15 protein-coding genes and 1 pseudogene are annotated in these 19,672 nt (G+C 70.9%); 14 read left to right on the top strand and 2 right to left on the bottom strand.

Annotated features, from left to right (window positions below; translation table 11 throughout):
- Positions 1-5: 5 nt before the first annotated feature.
- The 12 genes from AB8A24_RS07820 to AB8A24_RS07765 all read left to right on the top strand — a co-directional run bounded on the left by AB8A24_RS07820 (position 6) and on the right by AB8A24_RS07765 (position 14,125).
- Positions 6-1,094 carry a glycine betaine/L-proline ABC transporter ATP-binding protein gene (locus AB8A24_RS07820; RefSeq protein ID WP_328960630.1) on the top strand — a complete coding sequence of 363 codons (1,089 nt, stop codon included), beginning with the start codon at positions 6-8 and terminating at the stop codon, positions 1,092-1,094.
- Positions 1,094-3,085 (top strand): ABC transporter permease, encoded by a 1,992-nt coding sequence (locus AB8A24_RS07815; RefSeq protein ID WP_369475210.1) that lies wholly within the window; start codon positions 1,094-1,096, stop codon positions 3,083-3,085. Before AB8A24_RS07820 ends, AB8A24_RS07815 begins: the two co-directional genes overlap by 1 nt.
- A gap of 62 nt (positions 3,086-3,147) precedes the next feature.
- Positions 3,148-4,134 (top strand): ABC transporter substrate-binding protein, encoded by a 987-nt coding sequence (locus tag AB8A24_RS07810; protein WP_328960628.1) that lies wholly within the window; start codon positions 3,148-3,150, stop codon positions 4,132-4,134.
- A 221-nt stretch (positions 4,135-4,355) separates the two neighbouring features.
- The gene (locus AB8A24_RS07805; RefSeq protein ID WP_369475209.1) at positions 4,356-6,794 is read left to right on the top strand and encodes an FAD-dependent oxidoreductase; all 2,439 of its coding nucleotides are present in this window, start codon (positions 4,356-4,358) and stop codon (positions 6,792-6,794) included.
- A gap of 117 nt (positions 6,795-6,911) precedes the next feature.
- Entirely contained in the window at positions 6,912-7,064 is a 153-nt protein-coding gene (locus AB8A24_RS07800; RefSeq protein WP_369475208.1) for a hypothetical protein, read from the top strand.
- Entirely contained in the window at positions 7,061-8,293 is a 1,233-nt protein-coding gene (locus tag AB8A24_RS07795; protein ID WP_369475207.1) for a sarcosine oxidase subunit beta family protein, read from the top strand. The genes AB8A24_RS07800 and AB8A24_RS07795 overlap by 4 nt, the downstream gene beginning before the upstream one ends.
- A gap of 12 nt (positions 8,294-8,305) precedes the next feature.
- Positions 8,306-11,614 carry a sarcosine oxidase subunit delta family protein gene (locus tag AB8A24_RS07790; protein WP_369475206.1) on the top strand — a complete coding sequence of 1,103 codons (3,309 nt, stop codon included), beginning with the start codon at positions 8,306-8,308 and terminating at the stop codon, positions 11,612-11,614.
- Entirely contained in the window at positions 11,607-12,200 is a 594-nt protein-coding gene (locus AB8A24_RS07785) for a sarcosine oxidase subunit gamma family protein (protein WP_328960623.1), read from the top strand. The genes AB8A24_RS07790 and AB8A24_RS07785 overlap by 8 nt, the downstream gene beginning before the upstream one ends.
- Positions 12,201-12,497: 297 nt before the next feature.
- On the top strand, positions 12,498-12,917 hold the full coding sequence (panD, locus tag AB8A24_RS07780; RefSeq protein ID WP_369475205.1) for an aspartate 1-decarboxylase: 420 nt from the start codon (positions 12,498-12,500) through the stop codon (positions 12,915-12,917).
- A 15-nt stretch (positions 12,918-12,932) separates the two neighbouring features.
- Complete coding sequence (locus tag AB8A24_RS07775) at positions 12,933-13,274, top strand: GNAT family N-acetyltransferase (RefSeq protein ID WP_328960612.1); 342 nt, start codon at positions 12,933-12,935, stop codon at positions 13,272-13,274.
- Complete coding sequence (locus AB8A24_RS07770; protein WP_328965791.1) at positions 13,268-13,897, top strand: aspartate/glutamate racemase family protein; 630 nt, start codon at positions 13,268-13,270, stop codon at positions 13,895-13,897. Before AB8A24_RS07775 ends, AB8A24_RS07770 begins: the two co-directional genes overlap by 7 nt.
- A gap of 48 nt (positions 13,898-13,945) precedes the next feature.
- A complete protein-coding gene (locus AB8A24_RS07765) occupies positions 13,946-14,125 on the top strand; it encodes a hypothetical protein (protein ID WP_266376544.1) in 180 nt (59 codons plus the stop codon).
- A gap of 13 nt (positions 14,126-14,138) precedes the next feature.
- Here AB8A24_RS07765 and gndA read toward each other — a convergent pair whose 3' ends face one another.
- The gene (gene gndA, locus AB8A24_RS07760) at positions 14,139-15,584 is read right to left on the bottom strand and encodes an NADP-dependent phosphogluconate dehydrogenase (protein ID WP_328960611.1); all 1,446 of its coding nucleotides are present in this window, start codon (positions 15,582-15,584) and stop codon (positions 14,139-14,141) included.
- Positions 15,585-15,780: 196 nt separating this feature from the next.
- Between gndA and AB8A24_RS07755 the strand changes: the two genes are divergently transcribed.
- Complete coding sequence (locus AB8A24_RS07755) at positions 15,781-17,055, top strand: transglycosylase family protein (protein ID WP_369475204.1); 1,275 nt, start codon at positions 15,781-15,783, stop codon at positions 17,053-17,055.
- A 24-nt stretch (positions 17,056-17,079) separates the two neighbouring features.
- Here the strand turns inward: AB8A24_RS07755 and AB8A24_RS07750 are convergent.
- Positions 17,080-17,892 (bottom strand): annotated as a pseudogene (locus AB8A24_RS07750) (DMT family transporter); the annotation flags it as partial.
- Positions 17,893-18,182: 290 nt separating this feature from the next.
- Here AB8A24_RS07750 and AB8A24_RS07745 point away from each other — a divergent pair.
- Positions 18,183-19,670, top strand: coding sequence for an SDR family NAD(P)-dependent oxidoreductase (locus tag AB8A24_RS07745; protein WP_328960609.1), 1,488 nt, complete (start codon positions 18,183-18,185; stop codon positions 19,668-19,670).
- The last annotated feature ends 2 nt before the right edge of the window (positions 19,671-19,672 follow it).

Raw genomic sequence — 19,672 nt, 5'->3', positions numbered from 1 at the left:
CGATCATGACCCCCAAGCAGACTGAACTGCCGCAGCGGCGCGGTACGTCCAAGGACCAGGACGCTGCCCCGGTCATTTCCGTGCGCGGGTTGTGGAAGGTGTTCGGGCCCAAGGCCGACCAGGTGCCGGATTCCGAGGAGCTGTGCGGGCTCACGCGCCGTGAGCTCATGGACCGTACGGGATGCACCGCCGCCGTACGGGATGTGAACTTCGAGGTGTCGCCGGGCGAGGTCTTCGTCGTCATGGGCCTGTCCGGCTCCGGGAAGTCCACGCTGGTGCGATGTCTCACCCGGCTGATCGAACCCACCGCGGGGGAAGTCGACTTCGAGGGTGAGGACATCCGTGGCGCCGACGCCAGACGGCTGCGCGAGCTGCGGCGGCGCAAGTTCTCCATGGTCTTCCAGCACTTCGGACTGCTGCCCCACCGCCGGGTCGTCGACAACGTCGCGTACGGACTGGAGATACGTGGGATGGGCAAGGCCGAGCGTAACCGGCGCGCCCAGGAGGTGGTCGAACTCGTAGGCCTGGCCGGATATGAGAACTCCTATCCCGAGCAGCTATCCGGAGGCATGCAGCAGCGAGTGGGTCTCGCCCGGGCGCTGGCCGGCGATCCGGACGTGCTCTTCTTCGACGAGCCGTTCTCGGCGCTCGACCCGCTGATCCGCCGCGAGATGCAGAACGAGGTCATCCGGCTGCACCACGAGGTCGGCAAGACCATGGTGTTCATCACCCATGACCTGTCCGAGGCGCTCAAGCTCGGCGACCGCATCCTCATCATGCGCGACGGCAAGATGGTTCAGTGCGGCACGGGTGACGAACTGGTCGGCGCGCCCGCCGACGACTACGTCCGGGAATTCGTCCGGGACGTGCCCCGCGCCGAGGTCCTGACCCTGCGCTGGATCATGCGGGCCCCCGAGCCCGGCGACCCCCTCGACGGCCCGGAGCTGGGCCCGGACGTCGTGGTGCGTGAGGCGACGCGGGCGGTGCTCGCCGCCGACAAGCCGGTCAAGGTCGTCGAGGACGGGCGGCTGTTGGGCATCGTCGGGGACGAGGAGATCCTCGCGGTCGTGGCGGGGCAGGAAGGCGGCGCGTGATGGCCGTCGTTGCCGAACCGGCCGTGCGGGTCGCGTCCGTACGCGGGGTCCGCCGCCGCACCGTGGTGGCCGCGATCCTGGTCGCCTGGCTGGTGCTGTTCGCCGTTCTGCGCGGGCGACAGACTCTGGCGCTGGGGGCGGCCGACCTGACGGACCTGCACCGCTGGTTCAACTCGGTCAACGACACCATCGGGGCGAACCGCAACAGCAATCCGGTCTTCCTCTACTTCTTCAATGAGATCCGGCTGGTCATAGACACGCTCGTGACCTTCATCCAGTCACTGATCTCCGAGCCGTCGGCCGGGCGTCCGGTCCCTGTCATCGGCTGGCTGGGCGTCGTCGCCCTGGTCGGGTACATCTCCTGGGCCTTCGGGAACATCCGCGTCGCTGCCCTGGCCGTGGCCGGGTTCGTCTTCTTCGGGCTGCAGGGACTGTGGCAGGAGAGCATGGACACCCTGGCCCTGACCCTGTCGGCGGTCTTCGTCTCCCTGCTCATCGGGATCCCGCTCGGTATCTGGGCGGGGCTCTCCGACCGGGTGAACCGCGCCATCGCACCCTTCCTCGACTTCATGCAGACGATGCCGACCTTCGTCTACCTGGCCCCGCTGACGCTGTTCTTCCTCATCGGCCCGGCATCCGCCACGATCGCCACGCTCATCTACGCGGCGCCTCCCGCGATCCGCATCACCGCGCATGCCATCCGCGAGGTGCCCGCCACCACGGTCGAGGCCGCCGAGTCGCTGGGATCCACCCGGCGGCAGACGCTCACCAAGGTGCTGCTGCCCATGTCCAAGCGGACCGTCGTCATGGGCGTGAACCAGACCATCATGGCCGCGCTGTCCATGGTCACCGTCGCCGCTCTGATCGACGCGCCCGGCCTGGGCAAGACCGTCGTCAAGGCGCTGCAGACCCTCGACGTGGGCGTCGCCTTCAACGCCGGCCTCGCCATCGTCGTCATGGCCATCGTGCTGGACCGGGTGACGACCGCGGCGGGCGACCGGGTGGAGGCCGCCAGGAAGCGCGGCGCCGGCCGCTTCGGGAAGTGGCGCCAGCCCCTGCTGTCGGCCGGCGGCGCGGCGGCCGCGGTGTGCGTATGGCTGTCCCACACCTATGTGTGGGCGGCCGAGTTTCCCGGCGACGCCGCGGCCGGCGGCGCCATCGCGCGTACGGCGGACTCGGTCAGCCTGTGGACGCAGGACACCTTCGGCGGACTGACCAACGGAGCCAGGGATCTGATCACCACAGCGCTGCTCAACCCTTTCGAGACGCTGCTCACCGAGTCCCCGTGGTGGCTGGTCGGCGCGGTCCTCGTCGCCGTCGGTGCCGTGCTCGGCGGGTGGCGCGCGGGTGTCACGGCCGTGGCCTGCGTAGCCTCGCTCGTCGCGACCGGCGTGTGGTCGGACAGCATGACGACGCTGGCCTCCACGGCGGTGGCGACCCTGATCGTCCTGCTGCTGGGTGTCGTGGTCGGCGTGTGGATGGGGCGCAGTTCCCTGGCCGACAGGCTGATCAGACCCAGCCTCGACGCGGGCCAGACCATGCCCTCGTTCGTGTATCTGGTGCCGTTCCTGGCGCTGTTCGGCGCCACGCGCTTCACGGCGATCACCGCCGCGGTCGTCTTCGCCGCCCCGGTGACGATCAAGATCATCGCAGACGGTGTGCGAGCGGTGCCGCAGAGCACGGTGGAGGCCGCCACCGCAGCCGGCTCGAGTACCTGGCAGATCATCACAAAGGTCCAGCTCCCCATGTCCCGCGGCGCCCTGACGCTCGCGACCAACCAGGGCCTGATCTATGTCCTGTCCATGGTGGTCGTGGGCGGACTGGTCGGTGCGGGCGCCCTGGGCTACGACGTCGTAGCCGGTTTCTCCCAGGGCGAGTTGTACGGCAAGGGCCTGGCGGCAGGCCTGGCCATCGTTCTGCTCGGGGTCATGTTCGACCGCATCACCCAGGCAGCGGCACGGCGGAGGGCGAGGACGCCCGGCGCCCGCTAGGCCGCCCATATCCCGGCGCTCACAGGAACAAGCACAGGAGGCAGCACAAGATGGGCAACTTCATGACGCCATCGCGTCCCGCGAGACGGCGGGCCGCCATGGCCGGTCTCGCGGCGCTGGGCCTGGCCGTCGTCACCGGTTGCGGCGGCGCCAAGGTGGGCGAGTCGGGATCGGGTGCGTCGGGCGGCGTTTCCGGCAAGTGCGGTACGTTCAACCTCGCGATCAACCCCTGGGTCGGATACGAGGCCAACGCGGCGGTCATCGCGTATGTCGCAGAGAAGGACCTCGGGTGCCAGGTCACCAAGAAGGACCTCAAGGAAGAGGTCGCCTGGCAGGGGTTCGGCACCGGCGAGGTGGACGCCATCGTCGAGAACTGGGGCCACGACGATCTGAAGAAGAAGTACATCACCGACCAGAAGACCGCTGTGACGGCCGGCACGACCGGCAACAAGGGAGTCATCGGCTGGTTCGTGCCGCCGTGGCTGGCCAAGGAACACCCGGACATCACCGACTGGAAGAACCTCAACAAATACGCCGCCCAGTTCAAGACGTCGGAGTCGGGCGACAAGGGACAGTTCCTCGACGGCGACCCGTCGTTCGTCACGAACGACGCCGCACTGGTGAAGAATCTGGGGCTCGACTACAAGGTTGTCTACGGCGGCAGCGAGGCGGCGCTCATCCAGGCGTTCCGGCAGGCCGAGGCCAAGAAGACCTGGGTGATCGGGTACTTCTACGAACCGCAGTGGTTCCTCTCGGAGATCGACCTGGTCAAGGTGAATCTGCCGGAGTACACGGACGGCTGTGACGCCGTGGCGGAGAAGATCGCCTGCGACTATCCCGAATACCGGCTGGACAAGATTGTCGGCAAGAAGTTCGCCGACTCGGGGAGCCCCGCCTACGACCTCGTGAAGAACTTCACCTGGACCAACGAGGACCAGAATCTCGTGGCGAAGTACATCGCCGAGGACAAGATGTCGCCGGAGGCGGCGGCCAAGAAGTGGGTGGACGCCAACCGCGACAAGGTCGACGCCTGGCTCAAGAAGAGCTGATCCCCGGGACGGCCGACAAGCCCGTCTGCGGGACGGGCGAACAAGCACAGCCGTGCCCGGCGGGCTGCCGTGACAGCCCGCCGGGCACGGCTGTTTTCCGCCCCGGTCACGGCCGTCCAGGACCCCTTGACACCCATCTCGGCGACCGGCATCGTGAGTTGCGCAACCTGAAGCTTGTTGCGCTGACAGCAACTGAACTGCTTGAAGGTGGAGGTGCGGCGATGGCGGGACCCCGAGTGGTCATCATCGGAGCGGGCGTCGTGGGAGCGGCGCTCGCCGACGAACTGTCCTTCGCGGGCTGGACCGACATCACGGTCGTCGACCAGGGGCCCCTCCCCGCCACCGGCGGGTCCTCGTCCCATGCGCCGGGGCTGGTCTTCCAGACGAACTCCTCGAAGACCATGACCGAGCTCGCCCGCTACACCGTCGAGAAGTTCCGCAGCCTCGACGTGGACGGGCAGTCCTGCTTCCTGCAGGTCGGGGGTCTTGAGGTGGCCACCACCCCCGAACGGCTGACCGAGCTGCGCCGCCGCCATGGCTGGGCCACCGCCTGGGGCATCGAAGGACGGTTGCTCGGCCCCGAAGAGTGCGTCGAACTGCACCCGCTGGTGGATCGCCGGCGCGTCCTCGGCGGACTGCTGGTCCCCACCGACGGACTGGCCAAGGCGGTGCTTGCCGTCGAGGCTCAGATCCGGCGGGCCACCGAGCGCGGCGTCCGCTTCCTCGCCCGCCACGAAGTCCTCGACGTCGTACACAGCGAGGGCAAGGTCAGCGCAGTCCTCACGGACCAGGGAGAGATCCCCGCCGACATCGTCGTGTGCTGCGCCGGCATCTGGGGCCCGAAGATCGCCCGCATGGTCGGCATGAACCTGCCGCTGACCCCGCTCGCCCACCAGCTCGCCTGGACCGGCCCCGTCCCCGCGCTGGAAGGCCAGGCCGAGGAGGCCGTCCGTCCCATCCTGCGCCACCAGGACGGGGACCTCTACTACCGCGACCGTTTCGACCGCATCGGCATCGGCTACTACGGTCACCGGCCCATGCCCATCGCCCCGGACGACATCACCCCGGTGAACGAGTCCGAACAGATGCCCTCCGTCCTGAAGTTCACCGAGGACGACTTCGCCGACGCCTGGGCCGAGACTCGGGCGCTGCTGCCCGCGACACGCGATGCCAAGATCGAAGAGGGCATCAACGGCCTCTTCTCCTTCACCACCGACGGACTGCCGCTGCTCGGTGAATCACCTGAGGTCAAGGGCTTCTGGGTCGCCGAGGCGGTATGGGTCACCCACTCCGCGGGCGTAGCCCGCGCGGTGGCCGAATGGCTCGTGGACGGTCACTGCTCGTCCTTCGATCTGCACGAGTGCGACGTGAACCGCTTCGAGCCGCACCAGCTCTCCACGGAGTACGTCCTGGCCCGCAACTGCCAGAACTTCGTCGAGGTCTACGACATCCTCCATCCCCTCCAGCCGGCCGGCGCGCCTCGGCCCCTGCGCACCAGCCCCTTCTACGCCCGCCAGCAGGAACTTGGCGCCTTCTTCCTGGAGGCCACCGGCTGGGAGCGGCCCCAGTGGTACGAGGCCAACGCCCCGCTCGTCGAAGGTCGTTCCATCCCCGTCCCCAACGAGTGGGCGGCGCGCTACTGGTCGCCCGTCGTCGGCGCCGAGGCCCAGACCACCCGCGAGACCGTCGCGATGTACGACATGACGGCACTCAAGCGCCTGGAAGTGACCGGTCGCGGCGCCGCCGCCTTCCTCCAGCGGCTGTCCAGCGGCAACGTCGACAAGTCGGTGGGCTCGGTGACATACACCCTGCTCCTCGACGAGGACGGCGGCATCCGCAGTGACATCACCGTCGCCCGTCTCGGCCGCGACCACTTCCAGGTCGGCGCCAACGGCAGCCTCGACCTCGACTGGTTCGGCCGACACCTGCCGGCGGACGGATCGGTCGCCGTACGTGACATCACGGCCGGCACCTGCTGCATCGGCCTGTGGGGCCCGCTGGCCCGCGAGGTCCTCCAGCCGCTCGCCGACGCGGACTTCTCCAACGACGGTCTGAAGTACTTCCGCGCCAAGCGCGCCCACATCGGCTCCGTCCCCGTCACAGCGATGCGCCTGTCGTACGTCGGCGAACGAGGCTGGGAGCTGTACACCACCGCCGACATGGGGCTGAAACTGTGGGACACCCTGTGGCAGGCCGCGCAACCCCTCGGCGGCATCGCGGCCGGCCGCGGCGCCTTCAACAGCCTCCGCCTGGAGAAGGGATACCGTTCCTTCGGCACCGACATGACCTATGAGCACGACCCCTACGAGGCGGGGCTCGGCTTCGCCGTCAGACTCGACAAGGAAGACTTCATCGGCAAGGCCGCGCTGGTGCGGCGCAAGGCGGACGTACGGCGCCGACTGACCTGTCTGACCATCGACGACCCGCTGGCCGTGGTCATGGGCAAGGAGCCGGTCTACGACGGCGACCGCCCCGTCGGCTACGTCACCAGCGCCGCGTACGGCTACACGATCGGCAAGGGGGTCGCGTACGCCTGGCTGCCCGCCGAGCTCGCCACGAACGGCCGCACCGTGCACATCGGCTACTTCGACCAGCGCGTGGCAGCGGTCGTCGCCGAAGAGCCGCTGTTCGACCCCTCCATGTCCCGCCTGCGCGGCTAGCGGTTGTGGGCAAACGTTCCGCTGGGGGCCCTCTCAGGAGGAGCTCCGGGGGAGTAACAGGATGGCACAACCGCCCACCGGGCCGCACCCGGACGACAACGCTACGAGAGGAGCATCGTGAGCGCACTGGTCCTCGAGGGGCGCCGCATCGCCGCGGCGGCCCGCGCCGAGCCGGACCGCCAGCCGGACGTCGCCGGGCTCCGCGCCCGTACGGAGGCGCAGGCCGCCAAGCACCCGCTGTATCCGCACCTTTCAGGAGACGCCCGATGACCCCCCGCACCCCGGGCGCCGACCTCCCCGAGCACCCCGACCAGCTGTGGCGCACACCCGAGCCGAAGCGGTCGTACGACGTGGTGATCGTGGGCGGCGGCGGCCACGGTCTCGCGACCGCCCACTACCTGGCGAAGAACCACGGCATCACCAACGTGGCCGTCCTGGAGAAGGGCTGGCTCGCGGGCGGCAACATGGCCCGCAACACCACGATCATCCGTTCCAACTATCTATGGGACGAGAGCGCCGGAATCTACGAGCACGCCCTCAAACTGTGGGAGGGGATGGCGGACGAACTCGACTACCCCATCCTCTTCTCCCAGCGCGGTGTGCTCAACCTCGCCCACAGCCTGCAGGACGTCCGCGAAAGCGTGCGCCGCGTCGAGGCCAACCGGCTCAACGGCGTCGACGCCGAATGGCTGGACCCGGATCAGGTCAAGGACGCCTGCCCGATCGTCAACATCTCTCCCGACGTGCGGTATCCGGTGATGGGCGGCACGTACCAGCCGCGGGCCGGAATCGCCAAGCACGACCACGTCGCGTGGGGGCTGGCCCGCTCCGCCGACGCCGCCGGCGTCGACATCATCCAGAACTGCGAAGTCACCGGCATCGACATCCAGGGCGGACGGGTCGTCGGCGTACAGACCACGCTCGGCCCCATCGCCGCTGGCAAGGTCGCGCTCTGCTCGGCCGGACACACCTCGGTGCTCACGGCCATGGCGGGCTTCGAGCTGCCGCTGCAGAGCCACCCGCTGCAGGCCCTGGTCTCCGAGCTGCTGGAGCCGGTGCACCCCACCGTGGTCATGTCCAACGCCGTGCATGTGTACGTCAGCCAGGCCCACAAGGGCGAGCTGGTGATGGGCGCAGGCATCGACTCGTACAACGCCTACACGCAGCGCGGCGCCTTCCACATCATCGAGCACCAGATGTCCGCCGCCCTGGAACTCTTCCCGGTCTTCGCCCGCGCCCATGTGCTGCGCACCTGGGGCGGCATCGTCGACGTCAGCCCCGACGCCTCGCCGATCATCGGGCTCACCCCGGTCGACAACCTGTACCTCAACTGCGGCTGGGGCACCGGCGGCTTCAAGGCCACCCCCGGCGTCGGCTGGGTCTACGCCCACACCATCGCCCACGACACCCCCCACCCCCTCAACGCCCCTTTCTCGCTCGACCGATTCACCACCGGCGCGCTCGTCGACGAGCACGGCGCGGCCGCGGTCGCCCACTGAGGAGCCGAATCGATGCTGCTCATCCCATGCCCCTGGTGCGGGCCCCGTGACGAGGCCGAGTTCCACTACGGCGGTCAGGCCCACGTGCCCTATCCCGAGAACCCCGCCGCCCTGACCGACCAGGAGTGGTCCCGCTACCTGTTCTTCCGCGACAACCCCAAGGGCCCGTTCGCGGAGCGCTGGAGCCACACCACCGGCTGCCGCCGGTGGTTCAACGCGGTGCGCGACACGGCGACGAACGAGATCCTGGCGGTGTACCGAACGGACGAACCACGCCCGGACCTGGGTCGTGGGCAGTCGTTCCGCGAGGGCGAGCGCAGCGACATGGGGGTGCCTCCACGCGGAGCTGCGGGGGTAGGCGGGCACAATCCGCCCACCGTGCCGCACCCGGCGAGGGAGCCCGAGGCCGGGGTCGAGCCCCCGGTCCCGGGAAGGGGCGGGGTGGCGGAGAGCCCTGCGGCCACCGATCCGCAGACGAGCACGTACCCCGAGTCCCAGCGCGGCCCCCAGCCGTTCCGCCTGAGCACCGGCGGCCGCATCCGCCGCGATCAGCGGCTCGGCTTCGTCTTCGACGGCACCACATACGAGGGCTTGCGTGGCGACACCCTCGCCTCCGCCCTCCTCGCCAACGGCGTCATCCAGACCGGCACCGGCATCAAGCTCGGCCGCCCGCGCGGCATCTTCTCCGCCGGAGTCGAGGAACCCAACGCCGTCGTACAGATCGAGGAGCCCTTCCCGGAGCCCATGCTGCCGGCGACGGCAGTGGAACTGTACGACGGGCTCGTCGCGAGCAGCCTGCCCGGGCAGGGACGGCTTGCCACCGCGTCCGACCCCGCGCGCTACGACGCCGTCCACGCCCACTGCGACCTGCTCGTCGTCGGCGCGGGACCGGCCGGACTCGCGGCCGCGTCCGCCGCCGCAGGCAGCGGGGCGCGCGTCATCCTCGCCGACGACCAGCCCGAACCGGGCGGCAGTCTCCTCGGGACAGGACAGCTCCTGGACTGGGCAGGCGAGACAGTCGCGCGGCTCGAGGCCGAGCCCGAGGTGCGCGTACTGCGCCGCACCACCGTCTTCGGCTACTACGACGACAACCACGTCCTCGCCGTCGAGCGCCGCACCAACCACCTCGGCGGCGCAGCCCCCGGGCATGTCTCCCGCGAGCGTGTCTGGCGCATCCGCGCCCGTCGAGTCGTCCTGGCCACCGGAGCGCACGAGCGCTCGCTGGCGTTCGCCGACAACGACCGCCCCGGCGTGATGCTGGCGGCCTCGGCCCGTACGTACGCCCAGCGCTACGCCGTTCTGCCCGGCCGCCGCGCCGTCGTCTTCACCACCAACGACAGCGCCTACGCGGCCGCGCTCGACCTGGCGGCGGTGGGCGTGGACATCGCGGCGGTCGTCGACACCCGCCCCGAGCCCGGGGAGTGGGCGCGCCGTGCCCAGGACGCCGGGATCGAGGTGCTGACCGGCCACGCAGTGGTGGGCACCAAGGGCGGCACGCGCCTCACGGCGGTGACTGTCGCCCCGTACGGAGAAGTGACGGGGCGCCGCGAATTCGCTGCCGACCTGTTGCTCGTCTCGGGCGGCTGGAACCCGGTGGCGCACCTGTTCAGCCAGGCGGGCGGCAAGCTGCGATACGACGAGGCACTCGGCTCGTTCGTGCCCGACAGCTGCCGGCAGGCCGTCGAGGTCGCAGGCTCGGCGAACGGTGTCCTGGACCTGCCCGGCGTCCTCGCCGAGGGCGCCGCCGCCGGTGGCCGCGCGATCGAGGCCGAGGGCTACGCGGCTGGCACGCCCCGACTCCCTGCCGCCGCCGACGGACCGCACTCCCCGGCCATGCAGGTCTTCGTCGTCCCCGGCGTCCTCGGCGCGCCCCGTTTCGTCGACCTCCAGCGTGATGTCACCGTCGAAGACCTCGCCCGTGCGACCGGTGCCGGTATGCGCTCGGTCGAGCACACCAAGCGCTACACCACCGCCGGCACCGCCAGCGATCAGGGCAAGACCTCCGGGGTCCTGGCCAGCGGCACCGTCGCCCACCTGCTGGGCGTGGACATCTCCGCCCTCGGCACGACGACCTTCCGCCCTCCCTACACCCCCGTCTCCTTCGCCGCCCTCGCCGGTCGCGACCGCGGCGCGCTCCACGACCCCGTCCGCGTCACCGCCCTGCACGACTGGCACGCCGACAACGGTGCCCTTTTCGAGAACGTCGGTCAGTGGAAGCGACCCTGGTACTACCCTCAGGACGGCGAGGACATGAAGGCCGCCGTGCTCCGTGAGTGCCGCGCCGCCCGCGAGGGTGTCGCGTTCATGGACGCCTCCACCCTGGGCAAGATCGACGTGCAGGGGCCGGACGCCGCCGTCTTCATCGACCGGCTCTACACCAACATGATGAGCACCCTCAAAGTCGGCATGATCCGCTACGGCGTCATGTGCCGCCTCGACGGCATGGTCTTCGACGACGGTACCGTCATCCGCCTTGCCGAGGAGCGTTTCCTGGTCACGACCACGACCGGCAACGCGGCCGCTGTGCTGGACTGGATGGAGGAATGGCTGCAGACCGAGTGGCCCGATCTGCGCGTCCACTGCACCTCCGTTACGGAGCAGTGGGCCACAGTGGCCCTCGTCGGCCCCCGCTCCCGCGAGCTTCTGGCCTCCCTCGCCCCTGAACTGGCCGTCGCGAACGGCGACTTCCCCTTCATGGCGTGGCGAGACACAACTGTTGCGGACGTCCCGGCCCGGGTCTGCCGGATCAGCTTCTCCGGCGAACTGGCCTACGAGATCAACGTGTCGCCGTGGGACGCCCGCGCGCTGTGGGAGGCGCTGTACGAGGCAGGGTGCCCGTTGGGCATCACCCCGTACGGCACCGAGACCATGCACGTCCTGCGCGCAGAGAAGGGCTATCCGATCATCGGCCAGGACACCGACGGCACGGTCACCCCGCAGGATCTCGGCATGAGCTGGGCGGTGTCCAAGAAGAAGCCCGATTTCGTGGGCAAGCGCTCCCACGCACGCGCCGACAGCACACGTCCCGACCGCAAGCACCTCGTCGGCCTGCTCCCCGAAGACCCGGACGCCTTCCTCCCCGAGGGCACCCACCTGGTCGCCGACAGTGTGCTCCCCGCTCCGCCGGTGCCGATGCTCGGCCACGTCACCTCCAGCTACCACAGCGCGGCGCTCGGCCGGACCTTCGCACTCGCCCTGATCAAGGGGGGCCGGGACCGCATCGGCGAGCGGCTGTACGCGCCGGTGGGCGACCGTCTTGTTCCGGTGACGGTCGCGAGTCCCGTCCTCTACGACCCCGAGGGAGCCCGCCGCGATGGCTGACACCGCAATCCGCCACAGTCCCCTGGGACACGCCGCCGACCGCTTCGCCGCTGCCACCCGTGCCTCGGGCGGCGACCTGCGCCTGGCAGAACTGCCCTTCCTCGTCCAGGTGAACGTCCGGCTCGACCCCAAGGGCCCGGCTGCCGACGCCGTCGAGCTTGCTCTGGGGCTCCGACTGCCCCTCGAGCCCAACACCGTCGTGCACGCCGGTGACCGCTCCGCTCTCTGGCTCGGCCCCGACGAATGGCTCGTCGTGGGCCCGCCCGGCAGCAGCGCCGACCTGGCTCACCGGATTCGCGACGCCGCGGGCGAGGGGCACGCCGCCGTCACGGACGTCTCCGCACAGCGCACCACCGTGCTCGTTACGGGCCGCCGCGCTCGCGACCTGCTTGCGCACGGCTGCCCGTTGGACCTGCACCCGCGTCCCTTCGGCCCCGGGCGCTGCGCCCAGACCACCCTGGCCCGCGCGCAGGTGGTGCTGGTCCCACGGGGCGAGCCCAGAGCGGGGTTCTGGCTGCTGGTCCGGTCGTCCTTCGCCGGATACCTGGCGGACTGGTTGCTGGACGCAGCGTCGGAGTACGTGTGACACGTAGCGTCCACTCATGGCCCCCGGGCAGATGGACCTCTTCAGCGATGCGGTGGGGGTTCCGGTCAGCGCCGCGTTCGCCGGGCGCTGCTGCGCCGGGCGATCGACGACGCTCGGGCAGTGCGGCTCGAGCCGCTGGACCGGACTGAAGGTGCGTCAGAAAAGCCAGCGTTCGGTCAGCCTCAGTCCTGAAAGACCTGGGGGCAGCTGACCGAACACGCGAATCGTTGTAGGCTCCGGAGACCGCCCTTGACCTGCGTGAAGCAGGCAGGGAGCAGAGATATCGGGAGTATTCGCATGCTTCGTACCATGTTCAAGTCCAAGATCCACCGGGCTACCGTCACCCAGGCCGACCTGCACTACGTCGGCTCCGTGACCGTCGACGCCGACCTGCTCGACGCGGCCGATCTGCTGCCCGGCGAGCTCGTCCACATCGTGGACATCACCAACGGGGCGCGGCTCGAGACCTACGTCATCGAGGGCGAGCGCGGATCCGGGGTCATCGGGATCAACGGCGCCGCCGCGCATCTGGTGCACCCCGGGGACCTGGTCATTCTCATCAGCTACGCGCAGGTCGAGGACGCCGAGGCCCGGGTGCTGGAGCCCCGCGTCGTGCACGTGGACGCCGACAACCGGATCGTCGAGCTGGGTGCGGACCCTTCCGCCCCGGTGCCGGGTACGGACCAGCGGCGCAGCCCGCACGCCGTGGCCGTCTGAGGGGAGTCGGGGATCATGCCGATCGAGTTCCAGGACGACCGTGAGGCCGGACGGCTGCTCGCCGTCGAGGACGGGGCGGTGGTCGGCCACATCGCGTACTTCGTGCTCGCCGACGCGCCCCACGCCTTGGTCGCGGTGCACACCGTCGTCGAGCAGGGCCACGAGGGCCGCGGTATCGCGGGCGGGCTGGTGAAGACCTTCTACGGGATCGCCGCCGCCGAGGGAGTACCCGTGGTGCCGCTCTGCCCCTACGCGGCGAGCTGGGCCGCCAAACATCCCGACGAGGCGCCCGAGCCGGCCGCCGAGGTCGCACTCGCGGCCAAGGCGCAGCTCGCCGCGGCCCCCGACCGCTGGTGACCGATCTGCTCCTGCTGCACACCTCGCCCGTGCACGTCCCGGTCTTCGACGCGCTGCGCGACCGGAACCATCCGGGGGCCGTCCTTCGGCACCGGGTGGTCCCGGAGCTGCTGGACCGGGCCCGTGCCGAAGGGTCGGCGTCGGTGACTTCGGCCCTTCGGGAGCTGCTCGCGGAGGCCGGGACGCCCGTGCTGGTCACCTGCTCGACCATCGGGGCGACCGCGGAGTCCCTGGCTCCGGAGCTCGGCGTCCCGGTGCTCCGGGTGGACCGGCCGATGGCCGCCGTCGCGGTACGGACGGGGGCGCGGATCGCCGTACTGGCCGCCCTGGAGTCCACCCTCGCCCCGACCGGGGAGCTGCTGGCCGAGGAGGCCGGTGAGTGGCCCGTGTCGATCGTCACGCACCTGGTCGCCGGGGCCTGGGACCGCTTCGAGGCCGGGGACACGGACGGTTACCTCGCCCGGATCGCCGAGGCGGCCGACCGCGTCGCCGGCGCGGACGTCATCGTGCTGGCCCAGGCCTCCATGGCCGGGGCCGCGGACCTGGTCACGGGCCCGGTTCCGGTGCTTTCCAGCCCCGCTCCTGGCCTCGCTGCGGGCCTGGCGATGGGTTCGGCCCTGTAGCGGGTGTCGTGCAGGCATACCGGCCGCAATCGCGGGAAGGTGGCCCATATGGTGCGAAAGCGAGATGCAGAAGAGACGCAGCCGCCCGTCCCGGGACCGGACCCCTTCCCCGACCCCGAGCCCATGCCGCGGCCCGTGCCACCCGTGCCCGGCCCCGTGCCCGAGCCGGACCCGATCCCACCGCCCCCGGGGCCCGCGCCGATCCCGCAGCCCGGGCCCCTGAGCTAGTACGACGAGCCGCCTACGACGTGCGGACCTCGGAGCGGTCGCCGCTCCAGAGGGTGTGGAACGAGCCCTCGCGGTCCGTCCGCCGGTAGGTGTGCGCCCCGAAGAAGTCCCGCTGCCCCTGGGTGAGGGCCGCGGGCAGCCGCTCCGTGCGCAGGGCGTCGTAGTAGGCCAGTGAGGCCGCGAAGGCGGGCACCGGGATGCCCTGGCGCACCGCCGCCACCAGGACGGACCGCCACCCGTCCTGGGCGGCCGCGATCTCCTCGGCGAAGTGCGCGTCCGCCAGCAGGCTCGGCAGCTCCGGCCGGGCGTCGTACGCCGCCCGAATCCGGTCCAGGAACGCCGCCCGGATGATGCAGCCACCGCGCCACAGGGAGGCCACGGCGCCCAGGTCCACGTTCCAGCCGTACTCCTCGCTGCCGGCCCGGATCTGGTGGAAGCCCTGGGTGTAGGAGACGATCTTCGACGCGTACAGCGCCTGCTCCACCTGGGCGGCGAAGGCCTCCGCCGCTTCCGGCCCGAGCGCGGTGGCCGCCGGGCCCGCGAGCCCGCGCGCGGCCGTACGCAGGTCCGCGTGACCGGAGACCGCGCGGGCGAAGACCGCCTCGGCGATCCCCGACACCGGTACCCCGAGGTCGAGGGCGATCTGCACCGTCCAGCGACCGGTGCCCTTCTGCTCGGCGGCGTCGGCCACGACGTCGACGTACGGGCGCCCGGTCGCGGCGTCCGTGTGCGCGAGCACCTCCGCCGTGATCTCGATCAGGTACGAGTCCAGGCGCCCCCGGTTCCACGCCCGGAAGGTCTCCGCGATCTTCGCGGGGGAGTAGCCCGCGACCTCGCGCAGCAGGTGGTAGGCCTCGGCGATGAGCTGCATGTCGGCGTACTCGATGCCGTTGTGCACCATCTTGACGAAGTGTCCGGCGCCGTCGGGTCCCACGTGCGAGGTGCAGGGCGTGCCGTCGGCGGCCTTCGCGGAGATCTTCTCCAGCAGCGGTCCGAGGGAGGCGTACGACTGCGTCGAGCCGCCCGGCATGATGCTCGGGCCGAGCAGCGCGCCCTCCTCGCCTCCGGAGATGCCCACACCCACGAAGTGCAGGCCCTGCTCCCGCAGTTCCCGCTCGCGACGCCGGGTGTCCTCGAAGTGCGCGTTGCCGCCGTCGATGATGACGTCGCCCTCCTCCAGGAGCGGGGCGAACTCGCGGATCACGGCATCGGTCGGCTCCCCGGCCTTCACCATGACGACGATGCGCCGGGGGCGCTCCAGCGCGTCGACGAACTCCTTCGCCGACCCGGCCGCCACGAAGGCGCCCTCGTGCCCGAACTCCTCGACCAGCGCGGTGGTCCTGGCCGCCGTCCGGTTGTGGACGGCCACGGTGAATCCGTTGCGGGCGAAGTTACGGGCGAGGTTGCTGCCCATGACAGCGAGTCCGGTGACGCCGATCTGGGCTGTGCTGGTGCTCATCGGTGCGCTCCTGCTTGCTTCGGTGTGCCTTCGGTGGGCGGGGATCACCGAAGCTACCCCCACACGGGCCCCGGGGGATCTTTTACTCATCGAGATACAGTCAAGTTCCGTTGGCATGCGCCCCGTTGCGCCTCTTGTCACGCTCTGATCGCACCGTTAAGTTGTGCGGTTCCTGATGTCTTCGATGGGGGCTCCCATGGGTGTACGGGGCCGGCACCGCCGGTATCAGCCGAGCAGCATCAACCGGGCCTCACTGGCCGTCACCGCCGGTGGCGCCGGGATCGCGCTCCCGCTCATCGGGGCCGGAGTCGCCCACGCGGCCTCCGTGGACACCTGGAACAAGGTCGCGTCCTGCGAGTCGACGAACAACTGGCGCATCAACACCGGCAACGGCTACTACGGCGGCCTCCAGTTCAGCCAGAGCACCTGGCGGGCCTTTGGCGGTACCGCCTACGCCCCGCGCGCCGACCTGGCCACCAAGGACCAGCAGATAGCGGTCGCGGAGAAGGTGCTGAAGGGCCAGGGGCCCGGCGCCTGGCCCGACTGCGGGAAGCGGGCCGGACTCACACGCAGCGGCCCGGCGCCCGCCGTCGCCCCGCAGACGCAGGGACAGTCCCCGGTGACGCCCGCGGCGCCGGCGACGCCCGTGGTGCGGACGGCCCCGGCGCAGGGCGGCGGACCGGTCCCGACGGGAACCACCGTCCTGCCGAACCCGTACGTCGTCGCACCCGGCGACTCGCTCTCCGCGATCGCCACCGGCCAGCACGTCGAGGGCGGCTGGCAGGCGCTGTACGAGACCAACCGGACCACCATCGGCGGCAACCCGAACCTGATCTTCCCGGGCCAGCGGCTCACCCTGCGGGTCACCACGGCGCCGGCCTTACCGCCGCCGCCCAGGCAGGACCCCGAGAAGCCGCCGAGGACCGCCGATCCGGTCACGCCCGTGGAGCCGGCCGCCGAGAAGCCGGCCGAGAAGCCCGCACCCAAGCCGGTCGAGAAGCCGGTCGAGAAGCCCGCCGAGAAGCCGGCGCCGGAGCCCGCCTCAGCGCAGCAGAATCCGGCCGCGGGCGGCTTCTCCGCCCCCGTCGACGCGTCCCTCGGCACCGCGTACCGCGTCTCGGGATCCTCCTGGTCCAGCGGCTACCACACGGGTGTCGACTTCCCGGTGGCGACCGGCACCACCGTCAAGTCGGTGGGACCCGGCTCGGTCGTCTCCGCCGGCTGGGCCGGGGCCTACGGCTACCAGGTCGTCATCCGGCACACCGACGGCCGGTACTCCCAGTACGCCCACCTCTCCGCGCTCGGCGTCAAGGCCGGCCAGCAGGTCTCCGGAGGGCAGCGCATCGGCCGCTCCGGCTCGACCGGCAACACCACGGGACCGCACCTGCACTTCGAGATGCGCACGGGACCCGGATACGGCTCCGACATCGACCCGCTCAAGTACCTCCGAGGCCACGGGGTCCGCATCTGACCCGCGCGCGTGCGCGGGCACGACGGTGAGCAGGATCAGGCCGGCCGCGGCGAGCGCCGCGCTGGCCACCGCCGCCGTCGCGCCCGCGGCCCCGTACCGGAAGCCCTCGTCGAACAGCGTGATGCCGACCGTCGCCGCCACCAGCGGGTTGATCACCGTCACCGTGGCCAGCGGCGCGGTCAGTCCCGCCCCCCGGTAGGCCGCCTGCGACAGCAGCAGCCCGCCCGCCGCCAGGGCCACGATCGCCACGAGGTCGGGCCACAGGCCGGACAGCGCACCCGGCCCGAAGTCCCCGGCCACCGACTTGGTGAACACCGAAGCCATGCCGAAGGCCGTACCGGCGGCCGCGGCCAGCAGCACACTGTGCAGCACCGCCCGGTGCATCCGGTGCGCCGCCAGGAACAGCGCCGGCACCAGCGCCGCGGTCACGATCAGCAGCATGTGCCGCTCGTCCTGCGTCAGCGCGTGCTCCGCCCGCCCGTTCCCGCCGGTCAGCGCCAGCAGCCCGGCCAGACCGACCGTGGCCAGCACCGCCCCGCGCCAGGCGGCCGCGCCCGCCCGGCGCCGTACGAAGACGGCGGCCATCGGCAGGGCGAAGACGATGGTCAGGGCGCCCAGCGGTTGGACCAGGCTCAGCGGCCCGTACGCGAGGGCCACCACGTGCAGCAGCGCACCGAGGCCGTTCAACCCCACCGCCACCCACCAGCCACCCCGGCGCAGCGGGGCGTATCGACTGTCCGGCGTGGTCGCCGCGACCCGTTCCTGGACGATCGCGCCACCCGCGTACGCCAAGGCGGACACGAGGCAGAGCAGGACCGCCGGCGCCAGTGCACTCATAAGCTCCACAATGCCCGACCCACCTGCGCTATTCCTCCGTCCACAGGTGGTGATCAGTCATACTCCCGGCGTAGTACGGGAGTACGCACCGTGGCCCCTCGGGCAGCGGAAGGCGACCTCCGTCGTGCCCCGACGTCACCGATCCACCGCGCACGGTGACGCTGCGCGTGCGATGTGTGAGGGCGGCGGGAGCGGGTTTGGCTCCGGGCGCGTGGCATCCGTACAGTTGCCCTTTTGAGGACTTCCGCAGCAGGCGGATGCGGACGAGTGATCAAGGAACGGCAGCGGCGATGACGGTGACCGAAGACAGCCAGGACTACGGACACGCCTTCGGGCCCGGTATCGACCCCGACCGGCTGGCCCTTTGCCTCAGCGTGCTCGACGAGCTGGACAAGCTCGACGTCGACCACCCCGACGCGATCACCGTACGCCGCGCCACCGCCGGCCTCTACCGCACGGTCAAGCAGCGCCGCCGCCAGGAGCGCCGCGCCGCCAAGACCGCCAACGACAAGGCCGTCACCGAGGCCACCGCCACCGGCTCCGCCGAGCGCATCGACGACGAGACCGAGGGCATCCTGCCCTCCTCGGTCACGGAGGCCGGCCGGATCGCCGGGATACTCCAGCGCCCGCGCTCCTGCTACATCTGCAAGACGCGCTACGTCGAGGTCGACTACTTCTACCACCAGCTCTGCCCGCCCTGCGCCGTCGAGAACCGGACCAGGCGCGAGGCCCGCGCCGACCTGACCGGCAAGCGCGCGCTGCTCACCGGCGGCCGGGCCAAGATCGGCATGTACATCGCGCTGAGGCTGCTGCGCGACGGCGCCCACACCACGATCACCACGCGCTTCCCCAAGGACGCCATCCGCCGCTTCAAGGCGATGGAGGACTCCGCGGAGTGGATGCACCGCCTGGAGGTCGTCGGCATCGACCTGCGCGACCCGGCCCAGTCCGTGGCCCTCGCCGAGCAGGTGGCCGGGGCCGGTCCGCTCGACATCCTGATCAACAACGCCACGCAGACCGTGCGCCGCCTCCCCAGCGCCTACGCGGCGCTGGTCGAGGGGGAGGGCGCCCCGCTGCCCGCCGGTGAGCTCCCCGCCCACCACGTCATCGGCGCCTTCAACTCCGGCGCGGTCGACGGCCTGGCGGCGCTGCCCGTCGGCGTGAGCGGGCTCGAGGCGCAGAAGGTCGCCGACCTCGCCCTCGTCGCGGGCAACGCCAGCCTGGAGCGGCACCTCGCCGGCACCGCCATCGACGCGGGCGGCCTGCTGCCCGACGTCGTCGAGAGCAACACCTGGGTGCAGACCATCGACCAGATCTCCCCGGTGGAGCTGCTCGAGACCCAGCTGTGCAACTACACCTCGCCGTTCATCCTGATCAGCGCGCTCCGGCCCGCCATGGCGGAGGCCGCCCGCAAGGCGGCCAACGGTCGGGCCTACATCGTCAACGTCTCCGCGATGGAGGGCGTCTTCAGCCGCGGCTACAAGGGCGCGGGGCACCCGAACACCAACGCCGCCAAGGCCGCGATGAACATGGTGACGCGGACCAGCGGCCAGGAGATGTTCCAGACCGACCGCATCCTGATGACCTCGGTCGACACCGGCTGGATCACCGACGAGCGTCCTCACTTCGACAAGCTGCGCCTGGCCGAGGAGGGCTTCCACGCCCCGCTCGACCTGGTCGACGGCGCGGCCCGGGTCTACGACCCGATCGTCCGCGGCGAGACCGGCGAGGACCTGTTCGGCGTCTTCCTCAAGGACTACGCCCCGGCGAACTGGTAACC

This window comes from Streptomyces sp. BF23-19 (genome assembly GCF_041106355.1).
Lineage (GTDB): Bacteria > Actinomycetota > Actinomycetes > Streptomycetales > Streptomycetaceae > Streptomyces > Streptomyces virginiae_A.
The sequence above is the reverse complement of the archived record's forward strand: the minus strand, read 5'-3'. Positions and strand labels throughout refer to the sequence as shown.